The following is a 16,021-nucleotide window of genomic DNA, read 5'->3' as shown; positions in this document are numbered from 1 at the left end:
TCGAGATGAACGGGGAGGGGCAACCCTCCCCGGACTTAGGTGTTATGGCGAGAGAATTCAGTCGAACCCGGCGTGTCAACGAGCAGATCCAGCGAGAGCTGGCGATGATCCTGATGCGCGAGATCCGGGATCCCCGTCTGGGGATGACCACCATCAACGATGTGGAGGTATCCCGGGATCTCAACTATGCCAAGGTGTTTGTCACCTTCCTGGATGACGAGCCGGAGCAGGTTAAGAGTCAGATGGAGGCGCTGCTTGAGCTGGCGCCCTACATCCGCTCGCTGCTGGCCTCGAACCTGCGCAACATGCGCGCCATCCCCGAGCTGCGCTTCACCTACGACAAGTCGCTGGTGGAGGGGATCCGCATGACCAGTGCGGTGAACAAGGCGGTTGCCGAGGATGTGGCCAAGGCCGAGAAGCACGGCACTCAAGAGTCAGATGAGGATCAGAAGTAATGGCCAGACGTCGTTTCCGCGGCCGATTGGTTGACGGCATTGTCCTGCTGGATAAGCCGGCGGGCATCACCTCCAACGATGCCCTGCAGCGGGTCAAGCGTATCTACAACGCCGCCAAGGCGGGGCACACCGGTGCCCTCGACCCCCTGGCGACCGGTATGCTGCCCCTGTGCTTTGGTGAAGCCACCAAGTTTTCTCAGTACCTGCTGGAGGCGGACAAGCGTTACCGCGTGGTCGCCAAGCTGGGCATCCGCACCACCACCTCGGACGCCGACGGTGAAGTGGTGCAGGAGCGCCCGGTCAACATCAGCCTGGGTGAGATCAACAAGGCGATTGATCACTTCCGTGGTGAGTCGATGCAGGTGCCCAGCATGTACTCCGCCCTGAAGTACCAGGGGGAACCGCTGTACAAGTACGCCCGCCAGGGCATCGAGGTGCCCCGTGAGGCCCGGCCCATCCATGTCTATGAGGCGGAGTTGATCCGCTTCGACGGCGATGAGGTGGAGATGGAGCTGCACGTGTCCAAAGGCACCTACATCCGCACCATCGTCGATGACATGGGTGAGCTGCTGGGCTGCGGTGCCCATGTGACCGTGCTGCGTCGCACTCAGGTGGCCGGTTACCCTCACGAGCGGATGGTTAGCCTGGAGCAGCTGGAAAACCTGCTGCAGCAGGCGCTGGATCAGGGCCGCAAACCCAAGGAGCTGCTGGATCCGCTGCTGTTGCCTATGGACACTGCGGTGATGACCCTGCCCGAGGTGAACATGAACGAGGTGGTGGCCAGCTACATCATGCAGGGCCAGCCGGTTCAGGTGCCCAAGGCACCCAAAGAGGGGGCGGTGCGCCTGACCGTGGGCAGTCAGCGGGTGTTTGTCGGCGTCGGCGAGATCGATGCCGACGGCCTGGTGGCCCCAAAACGGCTGATCAACGTCAGCCAGGGTTGAGTCCTGGGGACACAGCCGCTAGAATAGCCCGTCCCGCTGGAGCTGAATTAGTGATCGGCCCAGCTTATTTGTAAATTCGGAGATTATTATGTCACTAAGCACTGAAGCGAAAGCAAAGATTCTGGCTGAGTTTGGCCGTGGCGAGAACGATTCCGGTTCTCCCGAGGTACAGGTCGCTCTGCTGACTGCCCAGATCAACCATCTGCAAGGTCACTTCAAGAAGCACATCCACGATCACCACAGCCGTCGTGGTCTGCTGCGCATGGTATCCCAGCGTCGTAAGCTGCTGGACTACCTGAAGCGTAAGAACCACACCTCCTACGCTGAGCTGATCGCCAAGCTGGGCCTGCGTCGCTAATAGATGCATTCCGAAAGAGAGGGGACCCTTTGGGGTCCCCTTTTTTGTCTCTGACTCTAAGCAACGGCGGGGCATGGGTCTAAGTCAGGGAAATTTCCACCTTTTCCCCCTTGACGCCTGTCATTCCCCCTCCATTGCAGTATACTAATCCGCGAAATTTAAGGTTAAAAATACTGCTAAGGAACACATAACGTGAATCCCGTCATTAAGAGTTTTGAGTATGGCCGTCACACGGTCACTCTGGAGACCGGTGTCATCGCTCGTCAGGCCGACGCCGCCGTACTGGCAAGCATGGGTGATACCACCGTGCTGGTTACCGTTGTTGGTAAAAAGCAGGCCGATCCCGGTCGCGATTTCTTCCCTCTGACGGTGAACTACCAGGAGAAAACTTACGCAGCGGGCAAGATTCCAGGCGGTTTCTTCAAGCGTGAAGGTCGTCCTTCCGAAGGTGAGACTCTGACTGCTCGTCTCATCGACCGTCCTATCCGTCCTCTGTTCCCCAAAGGGTTTAAGAACGAGGTTCAGGTTGTTGCCACCGTGGTCTCCGTGGATCCCGAGATCCAGCCTGACGTGGTTGCCATGATTGGCGCCTCCGCCGCCCTGACCCTGTCCGGCATCCCCTTCGACGGCCCCATCGGTTGTGCCCGCGTGGGTTACAAGGATGGTGACTACCTGCTGAACCCCTCCATCACCGAACTGACCGAGAGCGACCTGGACCTGGTGGTGGCCGGTACTGCCGACGCGGTACTGATGGTGGAGTCCGAAGCGGCCATGCTGTCCGAGTCGGTGATGCTGGGTGCCGTGGTGTTCGGTCACCAGGAGCAGCAGAAGGTGATCTCCGCCATCAACGAGCTGAAGGCCGAAGCCGGTAAGCCCGCCTGGGAGTGGACCGCCCCCGAGAAGAACGAAGCGCTGATCGCCAAGGTGGCCGAGCTGGCCGAAGCCGAGATGGGTGACGCCTACCGCATCACCGACAAGATGGCGCGTAAGGCCGCCGTTGACGCGGTGAAGGCCAAGGCCACCGAGGCCCTGCTGGCCGACAACGAAGAGCTGGACAGCCAGGAGATCGGCGACGTGCTGGGCAGCCTGGAGAAGAAGGTGGTTCGTGGCCGCGTCCTCGCCGGTGAGCCCCGCATCGATGGCCGTAACACCAAGATGATCCGTGCCCTGTCCGTGGCCCCCGGTGTTCTGCCCCGTACCCACGGCTCCGCCCTGTTCACCCGTGGTGAGACTCAGGCCCTGGTTGCCGCCACCCTGGGTACCGAGCGAGATGCCCAGATGATTGACGAACTGACCGGTGTTCGCACCGATCGCTTCATGCTGCACTACAACTTCCCCCCTTACTGTGTGGGTGAGACCGGCATGATCGGTTCGCCCAAGCGCCGCGAAATCGGCCATGGTAAGCTGGCCAAGCGTGGTGTGATGGCGGTCATGCCCTCCGCCGAGGAGTTCCCCTACTCCATCCGTGTGGTGAGTGAGATCACCGAGTCCAACGGTTCCTCCTCCATGGCCTCCGTTTGTGGTACCTCCCTGGCCCTGATGGACGCCGGCGTGCCTATCAAGGCCTCCGTAGCCGGTATCGCCATGGGTCTGGTGAAGGAAGGCGACAACTACGTGGTCCTGTCCGACATCCTGGGTGACGAAGATCACCTGGGCGACATGGACTTCAAGGTGGCCGGTAGCCGTGACGGCATCACCGCCCTGCAGATGGACATCAAGATCGCCGGTATTACCCAGGAGATCATGCAGGTGGCCCTGAAGCAGGCCTACGAGGCCCGTATCCACATCCTCAACGTGATGGACGAGAGCCTGCCTGCCGCCCGTGAAGAGCTGTCCGAGCACGCACCTCGCATCACCACCATCAAGATCCACCCCGACAAGATCCGCGACGTGATCGGCAAGGGCGGCGTGAACATCCGTGCCCTGACCGAGGAGACCGGTACTACCATCGAGATCGAAGATGACGGCACCGTGAAGATCGCCTCCAGCGATGGCGCGGCCTCTGCCGAAGCGGTACGCCGCATCGAAGCGATCACCGCCGACGTGGAAGAGGGTCGTATCTACGAGGGTAAGGTGGTTCGCATCGTCGACTTCGGCGCCTTCGTTAACATCCTCCCCGGTAAAGATGGTCTGGTGCACATCTCCCAGATCACCGCCGAGCGTGTCAACAACGTCGCCGACCACCTGTCCATCGGTCAGGAGGTGAAGGTGAAGGTGGTGGAAGTGGACCGTCAGGGCCGCATCCGTCTCTCCATCAAAGACGCCATCGAAGGTGAGGCCAAGGGCGAGTAAGTCCGGCTGTTACCCATAGCGACAGGGAGCCTCAGGGCTCCCTTTTCTTTTGTCTGCGTCCAACCTTCATCCGCTACCCATGGGGAACCCCGGAGGCTAAGAACTCTCTAACTTCTTAGCTTTTTTACGTTGTACAAATAGTTAATGCGTTTGCTATGGTGCCCCACTACAATGGGAGCATACAGAGCGCGCCGCGGAAGCCGTGGCGGCAAAAGGATGGTATCTATGACTTTAAGACAATACTGGCTGGCCCTGGGGGTCCTCTGCCTCGGTTTGACCGGCTGCGCCGCAACCCCAGAGGCACCCAAGGAGGAGGGGGGGCAGATGATGCTGGTGACCCCGCTGCAGCCGGATGCCAACCTGGAGCTGGCTCTGGCCAAGATCAGCGAGGTGCTGGTGACCGCCGAGCTCACCGAGGAGCAGCGGGCCCGTTTCCTCTACGACCGCGGGGTGCTGTACGACAGTGTCGGCCTGCGCACCCTGGCCCGCATCGATTTTTCCCGAGCCCTGAAACTGCGTCCCGACCTGCCTGATGCCTACAACTTCATGGGGATCTACCTGACCCAGGCGATGGAGTTCGACCAGGCCTATGAGGCGTTCGATGCGGTGCTGGAGCTGGACCCTGAGTATGACTTCGCCTTCCTCAACCGGGGGATCGCCCTCTATTACGGCAGCCGCCCGCAACTGGCGGTGTCTGATCTGGAGGAGTTCTACAATCGGGATACCGGCGATGCCTACCGGGCCCTGTGGCTCTACCTGGCCGAGTATCAGCAGAGTCCGGAGCAGGCGCTCATCGGCCTGAGGGCCCGCAGCCAGGGAATCCAGGATGGCTGGGGTGCTGCCCTGGTGGCCTACTACCTGGGGGAACTGGACGAGGGCCAGCTGCTGGCCGCGGCCCGCCAGGAGCTCAGCCATCAGAAGCAGCTGGCCGAGCGCCTGTGCGAGGCCTACTTCTACATGGGCAAACAGGCGCGGATGAAGGACCAGCCTCGCCGGGCGCTGAACCTGTTCAAGCTCTCCCTGGCCACCAACGTCTACGAGTTTGTCGAGCACCGCTACTCGGTGATGGAGATGCGCCAGATCGCTGAACGGCTGATGGAGCAGGCAGAGGAGGCCAAGCAGGCCAACTGAGTACTCTGCCAACGACAAAGGGCCCCAATAGGGGCCCTTTTTTGATCCGGTCTGCGTTAGTTTTGGGGTTTTGCCTGAGCCGATCTTTCTGTTTCGATAGAGACGGCCCGCGTCTTAAGCTGCTGGGCTTGCTGCTGTAACTCGATCAGGGCCCGGGCACCGGAGATCAGGCTGACTTCACCACTGGCATTATGGAACAGGATGTTACCCGGGGTGCCGGTAATGCCTATCTTGGACACCTCCAGCAGATCCTCGTTGACCCGTCCGGCGTAGCGGCCGTTCTCCAGGCAACTCTGGAATGCCTGGCCGTCGAGCCCCTGCTCTTCGGCAAGAGGCCTCAACTGGTCCAGGGGAAAGCCCTTGCCTCCGGACTGGGTGCGCTCATACAGGGCATCGGCGAAGCGCCAGAACGCAGGATCTCCGCCCTGCTCAAAGGCACACTCGGACGCTTCCGCCTGTTTCTGGGCTCCTGGGTTGTGAAAGCGCAGCGGGCAGTGGCGGTAGACCCAGTTGATCTGCCCCTGGGACTGGTCGACCAGCTCGCGGGCGGTGGGGTGGAACCGTTTGCAGTAGGGGCATTCGAAGTCGGAGTACTCGATCAGGGTAATGGGTGCGTCCGGATTGCCGTAGAAATGATCCCGGCCCGGCGTCGGCGGACGAACGCTCTTGGCTTGTTCCTGCGCGAGTTTTTCCCTCTGCTCCTGAGCGCGAACCCTGGCTTGGCGCTGCTCCTCGACATAGTCCTTGATGCCGCGGTCCACCTCGTCGCGCAGTTGACCGCTCTCCCTGAGCTGCTGCAGAACCTCCTGGGTAACCTGCTCCACCAAGGCGGACCGCTCAGGTTTCGGCGTCTCCGAGGCGTGGGCCCAGGGGAGCATCAGGGAGCCGGCCCAGGCCATGGCGGCCAGCAGTGCTCGGGCAAAACGGTATGTTGCTGTCATCTTCATTTCCCCATCATCTTGATGCCGATCCTCTGAGTTGACTCCCCTGAAATCAGGGAGGGACGGGGTAAACTTAGGTCAGCCCTTAGTGTTCGTAAAGGCAGCACACCGAGCCTGAGGGGGGAGTCGGGAGACGGCGAGGGGTAATATACTGTTATTAAGGGAATAAATCTTTATTGTCTGTCGTGGTCTTTTCGCGGGTACTGGCGGGAAATATATAAATCTCCATAAGTTTCAGACTCATTTAAATTAACCCTGGGGATGGTTTGCCTTAATTGGATAATTATCTGATCTCTATTTATTTTATTATTTACTCTGGCTGGGAGAGGCGATGCCTCGCCAGGTGAACACCCTGTTAGGTTAAGGTTGCCGATCCGATGTGGCCAGAACTTTGGTCCAGGTTCCCCCTAAGTAAATTCGGAAATATCGATCAAAAAATCGACAGCCCGTCGTTGTCACTCATCGGGCCTCTTGTTAGCATGCTGCTGGTTGATAACTCTAATGGCGGGCGCTGTGGGCGAAGTGAATGCTTACATTGAAAGTTTCTCGCTGAATTATCAATATATTAGCCGTCTCCTACGGGCGGTTAGAAAAAAATAATCGAAAGCACTCCCGAAAAGGCAAGCCGCCGATGTATCGGTGGCACGCAAAATCACAGGCCCTGACGCGTCGTCGGGGTGGCTGGATTACCGAAGGAGTCGCGCTGCTTTTGCCCGATTTTGGGAGCTTTCGAGGTTAGTTAAACTTTGAGGGTTCCCAATTGAGATCGATATTTGTCTCCGTGGCATCGCGTCGTTTCGCCGTGCCCAACCTATCCGTCCGCTGCTCGCTGCTCGCTGCCTGTTTGACCGTCGGCCTCTCTCTTCCCTTCGCCGTGGAGGTGGCCGAGGCCGCGCCGGCGTCCAAGACGGAACAACCTCATCGAGACGTCATCGGCAGCCAGACCCTGTCACTTTCCGGCTTGATGGCGCGCTATCGCCATGCCGGAGAGGCCGAGCAAGCCCAACTGCTCGATGAAATGGTCGACAAAGCCAGGACTCGCCAGGCGCTGATGAGCGATCTGATCGTGCGTGATCCGGGCGCGGCCCTGGCCGTCGCCCTGCCTGCTGGCAGTCATCAGGGGATGCCGCCAAGAGTCCAGGAGATGCTGGAGCAGAAGCGGGTTATTGAAGGCGAGCTGGAGGTCACCTACCAGGACTTCGATGATGGCAGCCATCAACTGCGACAGGTGCTGAGGACCTCCAGCGGTGAGCGAATCAGCCTGCATTTGGCCGGTCACTCCCAGGGGATGACCAGCGGCCTTAAGATCCGTGCGAACGGCCTGCAGGTGGGCGATGCCATGGCCGTCGCCTCCGGCGACGATATCTTGGTGTTGGCTGCCGATGGCGGCCTTGATGGCGGCGCCAGCGGCACAGCACCGGTCCTGAGCAACGCCCTGGGCGAGCAGCGCACCGCCGTGTTGCTGGTGAATTTCACCAGCAACACCGCCGAGCCCTGGACGGCGGCTGAGGCGCACGATCTGGTCTTTGGCGAGGTCAGCGAGTTTTTCCAGGAGAACTCCTATGGCAAGACCTGGCTGGCCGGTGACGTGTTCGGCTGGTATACCCTGGCGGTGGATCCCAGCGGCTGTCCCACCATGGATATCGCCCAGGCCGCCAGGCAGGCGGCCTCCAACGCCGGCGTCGACCTGTCCGGATACGACCGCCTGGTCTATGCCTATCCCAACATCGGCTGCTCCTGGTCCGGTGAGGCCACTGTGGGCGGGTCGCCGTCTCAGGCTTGGTTTGACGGCACCCTGAACTCCGCCGGCGTCGTCAGCCACGAACTGGGTCATAACCTGGGACTGATGCACTCCCACGCCCTGGCCTGTGCCGGCCAGCCGCCCCTGAGCGACAGCTGCCTCTCCGTCGAGTATGGCGACGTGCTCGATCGCATGGGCCAGCACTCCGCCGGTCATTTTGCCACCTTCCAGAAGCAGCGGCTGGGCTGGGTGGGGACCAGCGATACCCCCGAGGTGCTGACCGCCACCGCCTCCGGCAGCTACCGGATTGAGCCCGTCTCTGCCCAGAGCGGCGGAGCCAAGGCGATACGGGTGCCGCGGGATCTGGATCCGGTTACCGGCCAGCAGCGCTGGTACTACCTGGAAACCCACCAGGAGATCGGTTTTGATCAGTTCCTGGGAAGCTCCTCCTATGGTGACAGCGTGATCAACGGCCTGGTGGTGCGCCTGGGAACCGACAATCACGGTGGCAGCAGCTACCTGCTGGACATGACTCCAGGCAGTCAGTACTACGACTGGAACGATCTTGCGCTGCCGCTGGGTGACACCTATACCGATGCCACCGCCGGCGTCAGCATCACCCTGACCGACATTGGCATCGACGGGGCGACGGTCAGCGTCAGCTATGACCAGGCGAGCTGTGTCAGGGGCGCGCCTTCGGTCAGCGTCTCTCCCGGGGAGAGCCAGTGGGTGGCGCCGGGTACACCGGTCAGCTACGCGGTCACGGTGACCAATAATGACAGCGCTGCCTGCAGCGGGAGCGGCTTCGATCTGACCGCCCAGGTGCCGTCGGGCTGGAGCAGTGGCTTTGCCGAGCCTGTGCTCAGCCTGGCGCCGGGGGCCTCGGCCACCGCTTCCCTGACGGTCGAGTCGCCGCTGGATGCCGCCGACGGTTATTACGAGCTGACCATCGATGTGGTCAATGGTCTGGACGCCGCCTACCAGGCCCGCGCCACCGCCACCTACATCGTCAGTGGCAGTACCGGAAGCACCAACCAGCCGCCGGTGGCGGAGGATGACGCCGTCTCCATCAGCGCCGTTGAGGCGGTGGTGATCGCGGTCATGGACAACGACTGGGACCCGGACGGCGACGCCTTGAGCATCAGCGGCATCGGCCAGGGGGCCAAGGGCAGCGTGACCCTGAACGGTGACGGCACCCTCACCTACCTGCCGGGCAAGCGCTTCAAGAATGGCGACAGCTTCAGCTACCGGCTCACCGACGGGACCGACACGGTCACCGGCCAGGTCACCATCTCGTTGCAGAAGGGCACCGGCGGCGGTGGTAACGCCGGGGGCGGCAAGGGCAACAAGAAGTAGCCAAGCTGTTGGGTACGCCCCAGGCCCTGGGCCCAACCCGCGCCCAAAAGAGCGGGGCGATGGCCTCGGCCATCGCCCCGGGGAGTGTCCTCCTTAGCGTGCGTCAGGGTTTAGGGCAGGGGGCTCAGCGGGCCGGTTGAACAATCGGCATCGCCGTTAACCGCCCTCAGGTTACAGGTGGCGGTGTTGGAATCAGCCTTACACTCGCTGGTGCCATCACCCAGCAGGGTACAGCCGGCGCCAGCGGAGTTGATCGGCGCCTTGGCCTTGGCCTCTACCTGGTCGGCGAACGGACAGATGTCGCCGGCGGGGATGGTATCCGGGTAGTAGGAGCCGGTGTAGGTGGTACAGTCACCCGGCTGTCCGGACGGCGCCAGAGTGGTGCTGACCGGAGTCAGGGTGACGGACACACCGGTCAACATATCGGGATCATCCGCCAGGGTCAGGTTAGTCAGTGTCACCTCACCGGTGTTACAGACGCTGCCGTTCACGTTGATCTTCACCGCCAGGTTGCTGCCGATATCCTCCAGATCCGCCGCACACTGCTTGATGACGGAGAAGGAGGCGGCAAAGGTCCGAAGCGGACAGGTTGCCGAGGCGGTATCCTCGTCGATGTCGGAGCCGTCGGCGCCCAGGGCATCGATGGTGACGGTGTCGCTCGGGCCATTGGACGCGGTGGTTTCGCTGAACTCATACACCAGCGCCGCACCGCCGGCCAGGTCGAAGCTGATGGGATCGCCAACGCCGGTGCCACTGGCGATCGCCTCGGCCAGCTTGACCGGGTCGTTACAGTCGGTGGTGGGGTTGAACGGGCGAGTGCCCCCCATGCCGTCGTCCACCATCCCGGGGTTGTACCAAGTCAGGTCGGTCGGCGTATAGTTGGCGCCGCCGTTGATGGAGTTCAGCAGGGAGGAGATGTTGATCGCTCCGCCGCCGTCGTTGTAGCCGCAACCGCGCACGTTGTAGGTGATGGCGGTCGGGGTGTCGTCGGCTTCGCTGTCGTTGACACAGGTCTTGCTGACATCGACCGAACAGACATTGAAGTCGCCGAGGGCGAAATCCTTCGCCGTGGCGGTGAAGGAGGTCGACGCCCCTGTGCTCGCCATAAAGCTGGAGAAGCACTTGTTCTCACCGAAAACATCAAAGATGTTGATGCCACCCTCGAAGAAGGTGGTCGGCGGGAACTTGCCACTGGTGCCGGATTTCGGGATGTAGGGCCAGGGGGCGGTTTCCTCGCTGCCGTTGGTGATGGCGCAGGCTTGGTCGCCGCCGGCGAAGCCACAGGTGGCGGGGCCTAAGGGGATGACCACGCGGATGTTGTCCGCGGCACAGTCGCCGGCAATCAGCGGAGCGTTACCGCCGGGGACATCCTGCTTGTCACACATTTCCCACCACTCATACACGGCAATATCGGACTGGGTGCCGCCGTTGCTGAACTTCACCGCCACATAGACGTCGCCGTCCATATGTTCACCGATAAAGCCGGAGCCGGATTTTTGCACATCATCCTGGAAGAACCAGAACGCCAGCTCGGCGTCACCGTTGTCGGCAAACAGATCGGCGCCGAAGTAGATCACCTGTTCGCCGGCAACCACGTAGTTGGCCGCATAGGCGTTGGTGATGTTGTTCTTGTCCGGTGGCGGCGGAGAGGTCTTCCACTGCCAGTCCGCAATCAGGTTGGGTGTCTTGGAACCGCCGCCGGTGAAGATGTCATCCGCTCCGTTCTTGTCCTTGACGATGCCGGTAAACACCGTGGCGGCGCCGCCGCCACCGTAGAGGGTTGCCCAGTCATCGGGTGGCGGTGTGGAATCTTGAACTGCGTTGCCCTCCAGTTCGAAGGTGCTCGTATCGTGGACGGCTAACGCGGAACCGGCGGCCAGCCCGAGGGCGATGGCCAATGCCGTTGTTCGCTTAAGACCCTTATAGCTTCTCATGTCATATCTCCAGTTTTTGTATGACACACAGCGGTGGTTTCAGAGGCTCGCCTGGCAGGCGCCCTCCACCGCTGCAGGGATGGCATCAGAGTTGTCGTTCGTTCGATAGTGGCGCCCGGACGCGCCGTGGGGCGGGCCGGGACCTGTCAGTTGGTTCATACGAACCACTGCCCGCTGTCGAGCAAGCGGCGGGCCAATATCGGAATGAGCTTGGAAATGAGAGGGTTGCCGCAGAGTCGATGGGGCGCGAAAATGCAAGCTGTAACCCATTTGAAACGGCCATGGCGAGGCTGGGCCATACTGTGCTGTTTATCAGGCATTTTTTCTCAGGGTGCGTTTTCACCTCCTTAACACTCCCCCGGTGACTGCCTCGGTGCAGCTCACCCTGGTCGTGCCTCTCTGTAGCCAACCACAATCCACCGGCGTTTTGGCCGCCACCCATACCGGCAGGGGAGGGTTGGCGTAACCCCCTTATTCTTATCGAATTACTGTCGGCCAGGCCAAGGCTTGCCTGGACCAATCGGCGATGTGTTGTCGCCTGGTCGGCGATTTCCATCCCATCCGGGACCGGCCGTTTCTGAGCCTTGTTTCATGTCAATTAACTGATCGTTTGAGTGGCTCGAACTGAGTTCGTGAACTAAAACTAAGGCTGTGTTAAGGGACTGCCTGGCTCATTAGGGACGCTTTTTGGATACGGATTCATGGCTTTTCGTCATCTCATTTGTTTGCACAGTTCGGAAGAGTGGAAGGTCCCCAACTCGGTGCTCAAGGCGGGGTGGTCTCCCCACCATCTGGAGAGTGTCGCCGATGCGCGCGCACTGATCGATTCGGAGCAGCCCTGTGTCGGGGTGATCCTGTTCGATCACCGTTGGGTCAACGGTCGCTGCGATGCACTGGAGCGGCTGCTGCAGGAGTGTGCGGCCCACGTCGAATGGATCGGCCTGGTCTCCGCCGAGCGACTGGACGATCCAGCGACTCAGCAGTTGATCGCCAAATACTGTTGCGACTATCACACCCTCCCTGCCGATGAACACCGGTTGTGCGTTTCCCTGGGGCACGCCGAGGGGATGGCCAGGTTGCGTCGAGTCAGTGCCCGTCAGATGACCATACAGCCTGAAGGGGTTTCCCTGGTGGGAGAGAGCGCCGCCATGCGCAAGGTCTATCGTCAGATCCGTAAGGTGGCCAAGGTAGAGGCCACCGTGCTGTTGGAGGGGGAGAGCGGGACTGGCAAGGAGCTGGTGGCCCAGGCGATACACCGCGGCTCCCTGCGCAGTGACGGCCCCTTTGTGGCGGTCAACTGTGGCGCCATTCCGGTCAACCTGATCCAGTCGGAGCTGTTCGGTCATGAAAAGGGCTCCTTCACCGGTGCCCACGCCCGTCACCGGGGTCACATCGAAACGGCCTGCGGCGGTACCGTCTTCCTGGATGAAATTGGCGATCTGCAGCTGGAGATCCAGGTGAACCTGCTCCGTTTCCTGCAGGAGAAGACCATCACCCGGGTTGGCGGGGTCAAGTCGATCCCGGTCGATGTCAGGGTGATTGCCGCCACTAACAAGAACCTGGCCGAGGAGGTCAAGGCGGGCCGGTTTCGGGAAGATCTCTATTACCGTCTCTGCATCCTCAACCTGCAGCTGCCGCCACTGCGTGAACGGCGCGGCGATATCGAGCTGCTGGCGCACTACTATTTCCGCAAATATCGCACCCTCACCAACGCCCGGGTCCATGGCTTTGCGCCTCAGGCGATGAATCAGATGATCGCCTATCATTGGCCGGGCAACATTCGCGAGCTGAAGAATCGCATCCAGCGGGCGTTGGTGATGTGCGAGCAGCGTACCTTGGGACCCCAGGATCTCAACCTGCAGGTGGCAGAGGATAGCAAGCCGCTCAAGACCCTGGCCGATGCCCGCGCCGAGACCGATCTCAAGGTGTTGCTGGCGGCGCTCAACAGCAACGGCAACAACATAGTGAAAGCCTCCAGGGAGCTGGGGGTCTCACGGGTGACTCTCTACCGTATGCTGGACAAGTACAACCTGTCGGCGCGCTATGGCCAGGGGAAGAAGCTCGAATCCTGAGCCTGGCTGGCCATTAAGCCTATATAGGGGGGCGCGGTGACTCCCTGCCGCCATGCTCCGTGAGCGCCCGCCGGCTTCGGGCGGCGGAGAAAGCGGCCGTCGCCAAGCCTGGGAGGGATTGATATAATGCCCGCCTTTGTTTGTTCATCCATGGGTTGTTATGTCTACGCACCAGCAGGAAGTGGCCAAAAGGCGCACCTTCGCCATCATCTCTCACCCCGACGCGGGTAAGACCACCATCACCGAGAAGGTGATGCTGTACGGTAACCTGATCCAGAAGGCGGGGACCGTAAAAGGGCGCGGTTCGGGTCAGCATGCCAAGTCTGACTGGATGGAGATGGAGAAGGAGCGTGGCATCTCGGTGACCACCTCGGTGATGCAGTTTCCCTACGGTGATGCCCTGGTCAACCTGCTGGACACCCCCGGCCACGAAGACTTCTCCGAGGATACCTATCGCACCCTGACCGCGGTCGACTCCTGCCTGATGGTGATCGATGCGGCCAAAGGGGTCGAGGACCGGACCCGTAAGCTGATGGAGGTGACCCGCCTGCGCGACACCCCCATTGTCACCTTTATGAACAAGCTGGACCGTGACATCCGCGATCCCATGGAGTTGATGGACGAGGTGGAGACCGAGCTCAACATCATGTGTGCGCCCATCACCTGGCCCATCGGCTGCGGCAAGGAGTTCAAGGGGGTCTACCATATCCAGCGTAACGAGGCGATCCTCTACCAGAGCGGCCAGGGTCACACCATCCAGCAGGTGGATATCGTCCAGGGGCTGGACAACCCGGAGCTGGATGAGAAGATCGGCAGCGAACTGGCCCAGGTACTGCGTGAAGAGCTGGAGCTGGTGCTGGGGGCCTCCAACGAGTTTGATCGGGAGCTGTTCCTCAGCGGTGAACTGACGCCGGTCTACTTCGGTACCGCTTTGGGTAACTTCGGTGTCGATCATATGCTGGACGGTTTGACCGAATGGGCGCCGGCACCTCAGCCCCGGGCGACCGATGCCCGCGAGGTGACCGCCGACGAGGAGAAGTTCTCCGGCTTCGTGTTTAAGATCCAGGCCAACATGGATCCCAAGCACCGCGACCGCATCGCCTTTATGCGTATCTGCTCCGGCAAATACAGCAAAGGGATGAAGATGCGTCATGTGCGCATCGGCAAGGATGTGGCCATCTCCGACGCGGTGACCTTCCTGGCCGGCGACCGCAGCCATGCCGATGAAGCCTACCCGGGCGACATCATCGGCCTGCACAACCATGGCACCATCCAGATCGGTGACACCTTCACCCAGGGGGAGGAGATGAAGTTCACCGGCATCCCCAACTTCGCCCCCGAGATGTTCCGTCGCATCCGCCTGAAGGATCCCCTCAAGCAGAAACAGCTGCTCAAGGGGCTGGTGCAGCTGTCGGAGGAGGGTGCGGTGCAGGTGTTCCGTCCCCTGGACAACAACGACTTGATCGTCGGTGCCGTGGGGGTGCTGCAGTTCGACGTGGTGGTGGCCCGGCTCAAGTCCGAGTATAAGGTGGACGCCCTCTATGAAGCGGTCAGTGTCGCCACCGCCCGCTGGGTCAATTGCGACGATCCCCGCAAGCTGGATGAGTTCCGCCGCAAGGCGTCGATCAACCTGGCGCTGGATGGGGGGGATAACCTCACCTACATTGCGCCCACCATGGTCAACCTCAATCTGACCATGGAGCGTTACCCGGACATCGTTTTCCATAAGACCCGGGAGCACTAGGCTGGGTCAGGGTGCGACAGCCGGGTATACTTGGGGGTAGCAATCGCTGCCCCTGTGTCGTTTTAAGGAGAGTCTCATGGAGTGGATTAAGCGCTGGTGGCGAGCCTACTGTGGCTGGTGTGACGCCAACGGACTGGGGCCGCAACACAAACGCTCCTGCGTGCCTCGACCCGACGAACCCGAGCGTCACAAGAGGCCTCCTGCCGATGCTGATTGACAGCCACTGTCACCTCGACTTCCCCCAGTTTGACGGCGACCGGGCCGAGGTGCTCGGTCGTGCTTACCAGGCGGGGATCCACGGCGCCATCATTCCCTCGGTAGGGCCGGAAAACTGGGCTCGGGTCATCGACACCTGCCGGCAGCATCCCAGGCTGTGGTTTGCCCTGGGGTTCCACCCCTGCTTTGCCTCCTCTGACAGCGTTGGCCAGCTGAATCGGCTCCAGTCACTGCTGGACGCCAACCCCCGCAACCTGGTGGCGGTCGGGGAGTGTGGGCTGGACGGGGTGGCCTCTGCTCTCCCTATGGATCAACAGCAGCGGCTCTGCCTAGAGCAGATGGCGCTGGCCAACCGGTTCCGGCTGCCGGTCATCTTCCATATAAGGAAGGCCCATCACCACCTTTTCTCTCTGCTGGATCGTGAGCCGTTGAAAGCCGGCGGCGTGGTTCATGGTTTCAGCGGCAGCCTTGAAGTGGCCCGGGAATACCTCCGCCGTGGCCTCTACCTCGGAGTGGGAGGGGTGATCACCTATCAACGGGCCTCCAAGACCCGGGCGGCAATCCAGGGGGTCCCACTGGAGCGGTTGCTGCTGGAAACCGACTCGCCGGATATGCCCCCCTGTGGCTACCAGGGGTTACGCAATGAACCGGCGCGCTGCCTCCTGGTGTTGCAGGAGTTGTGTCACCTTCTAGACTTATCCTCAGTGGCCGTGGTCAAAAAACTGTCCGAAAACCACGTCCGGCTATTCACGCGGATCTCTTAAAATCTACTACATTTCCGGCCTTTTAAAGGCTGCTACACTTACATCTTCAGTGCCTGACTGGGGTTTGACTGTA

General features: G+C 61.1%; 12 protein-coding genes and 1 riboswitch. Of the genes, 10 read left to right on the top strand and 2 right to left on the bottom strand.

The window, feature by feature from the left end; all coding sequences use genetic code 11:
* Positions 1-44: 44 nt before the first annotated feature.
* From rbfA to nlpI, 5 genes are all read left to right on the top strand, one after another.
* The gene (gene rbfA, locus FCL40_RS08045; protein WP_136852646.1) at positions 45-455 is read left to right on the top strand and encodes a 30S ribosome-binding factor RbfA; all 411 of its coding nucleotides are present in this window, start codon (positions 45-47) and stop codon (positions 453-455) included.
* Positions 455-1,399 (top strand): tRNA pseudouridine(55) synthase TruB, encoded by a 945-nt coding sequence (gene truB, locus FCL40_RS08040; protein WP_136852645.1) that lies wholly within the window; start codon positions 455-457, stop codon positions 1,397-1,399. The genes rbfA and truB overlap by 1 nt, the downstream gene beginning before the upstream one ends.
* Before the next feature lie 88 nt (positions 1,400-1,487).
* Positions 1,488-1,757 (top strand): 30S ribosomal protein S15, encoded by a 270-nt coding sequence (rpsO, locus tag FCL40_RS08035; protein ID WP_136852644.1) that lies wholly within the window; start codon positions 1,488-1,490, stop codon positions 1,755-1,757.
* Positions 1,758-1,949: 192 nt separating this feature from the next.
* Positions 1,950-4,049: a polyribonucleotide nucleotidyltransferase gene (gene pnp / locus FCL40_RS08030; protein WP_136852643.1), complete on the top strand. Its 2,100-nt coding sequence runs from the start codon at positions 1,950-1,952 to the stop codon at positions 4,047-4,049.
* 225 nt (positions 4,050-4,274) lie between these two features.
* The gene (gene nlpI / locus FCL40_RS08025; protein ID WP_136852642.1) at positions 4,275-5,180 is read left to right on the top strand and encodes a lipoprotein NlpI; all 906 of its coding nucleotides are present in this window, start codon (positions 4,275-4,277) and stop codon (positions 5,178-5,180) included.
* Between the two features lie 56 nt (positions 5,181-5,236).
* Here nlpI and FCL40_RS08020 read toward each other — a convergent pair whose 3' ends face one another.
* On the bottom strand, positions 5,237-6,121 hold the full coding sequence (locus FCL40_RS08020) for a DsbA family protein (RefSeq protein WP_205729112.1): 885 nt from the start codon (positions 6,119-6,121) through the stop codon (positions 5,237-5,239).
* Positions 6,122-6,730: 609 nt separating this feature from the next.
* Positions 6,731-6,815, top strand: a riboswitch (cyclic di-GMP riboswitch).
* 66 nt (positions 6,816-6,881) lie between these two features.
* Between FCL40_RS08020 and FCL40_RS08015 the strand changes: the two genes are divergently transcribed.
* Entirely contained in the window at positions 6,882-9,218 is a 2,337-nt protein-coding gene (locus tag FCL40_RS08015) for an Ig-like domain-containing protein (RefSeq protein WP_136852641.1), read from the top strand.
* Positions 9,219-9,328: 110 nt separating this feature from the next.
* On the opposite strand, the gene FCL40_RS08010 is transcribed toward FCL40_RS08015, so the two are convergent.
* Positions 9,329-11,152: a hypothetical protein gene (locus FCL40_RS08010; RefSeq protein ID WP_136852640.1), complete on the bottom strand. Its 1,824-nt coding sequence runs from the start codon at positions 11,150-11,152 to the stop codon at positions 9,329-9,331.
* Positions 11,153-11,853: 701 nt separating this feature from the next.
* Between FCL40_RS08010 and FCL40_RS08005 the strand changes: the two genes are divergently transcribed.
* From FCL40_RS08005 to FCL40_RS07995, 4 genes are all read left to right on the top strand, one after another.
* Complete coding sequence (locus FCL40_RS08005; RefSeq protein ID WP_136852639.1) at positions 11,854-13,224, top strand: sigma-54 dependent transcriptional regulator; 1,371 nt, start codon at positions 11,854-11,856, stop codon at positions 13,222-13,224.
* 160 nt (positions 13,225-13,384) lie between these two features.
* Positions 13,385-14,968 (top strand): peptide chain release factor 3, encoded by a 1,584-nt coding sequence (prfC, locus tag FCL40_RS08000; RefSeq protein WP_136852638.1) that lies wholly within the window; start codon positions 13,385-13,387, stop codon positions 14,966-14,968.
* A gap of 76 nt (positions 14,969-15,044) precedes the next feature.
* A complete protein-coding gene (locus FCL40_RS18580) occupies positions 15,045-15,185 on the top strand; it encodes a hypothetical protein (RefSeq protein ID WP_169307045.1) in 141 nt (46 codons plus the stop codon).
* Positions 15,175-15,948: a TatD family hydrolase gene (locus tag FCL40_RS07995; protein WP_136852637.1), complete on the top strand. Its 774-nt coding sequence runs from the start codon at positions 15,175-15,177 to the stop codon at positions 15,946-15,948. Before FCL40_RS18580 ends, FCL40_RS07995 begins: the two co-directional genes overlap by 11 nt.
* The last annotated feature ends 73 nt before the right edge of the window (positions 15,949-16,021 follow it).

It is taken from the genome of Ferrimonas sediminicola (genome assembly GCF_005116715.1).
GTDB lineage: Bacteria > Pseudomonadota > Gammaproteobacteria > Enterobacterales > Shewanellaceae > Ferrimonas > Ferrimonas sediminicola.
This window is presented reverse-complemented; position numbering and strand designations above follow the sequence as displayed.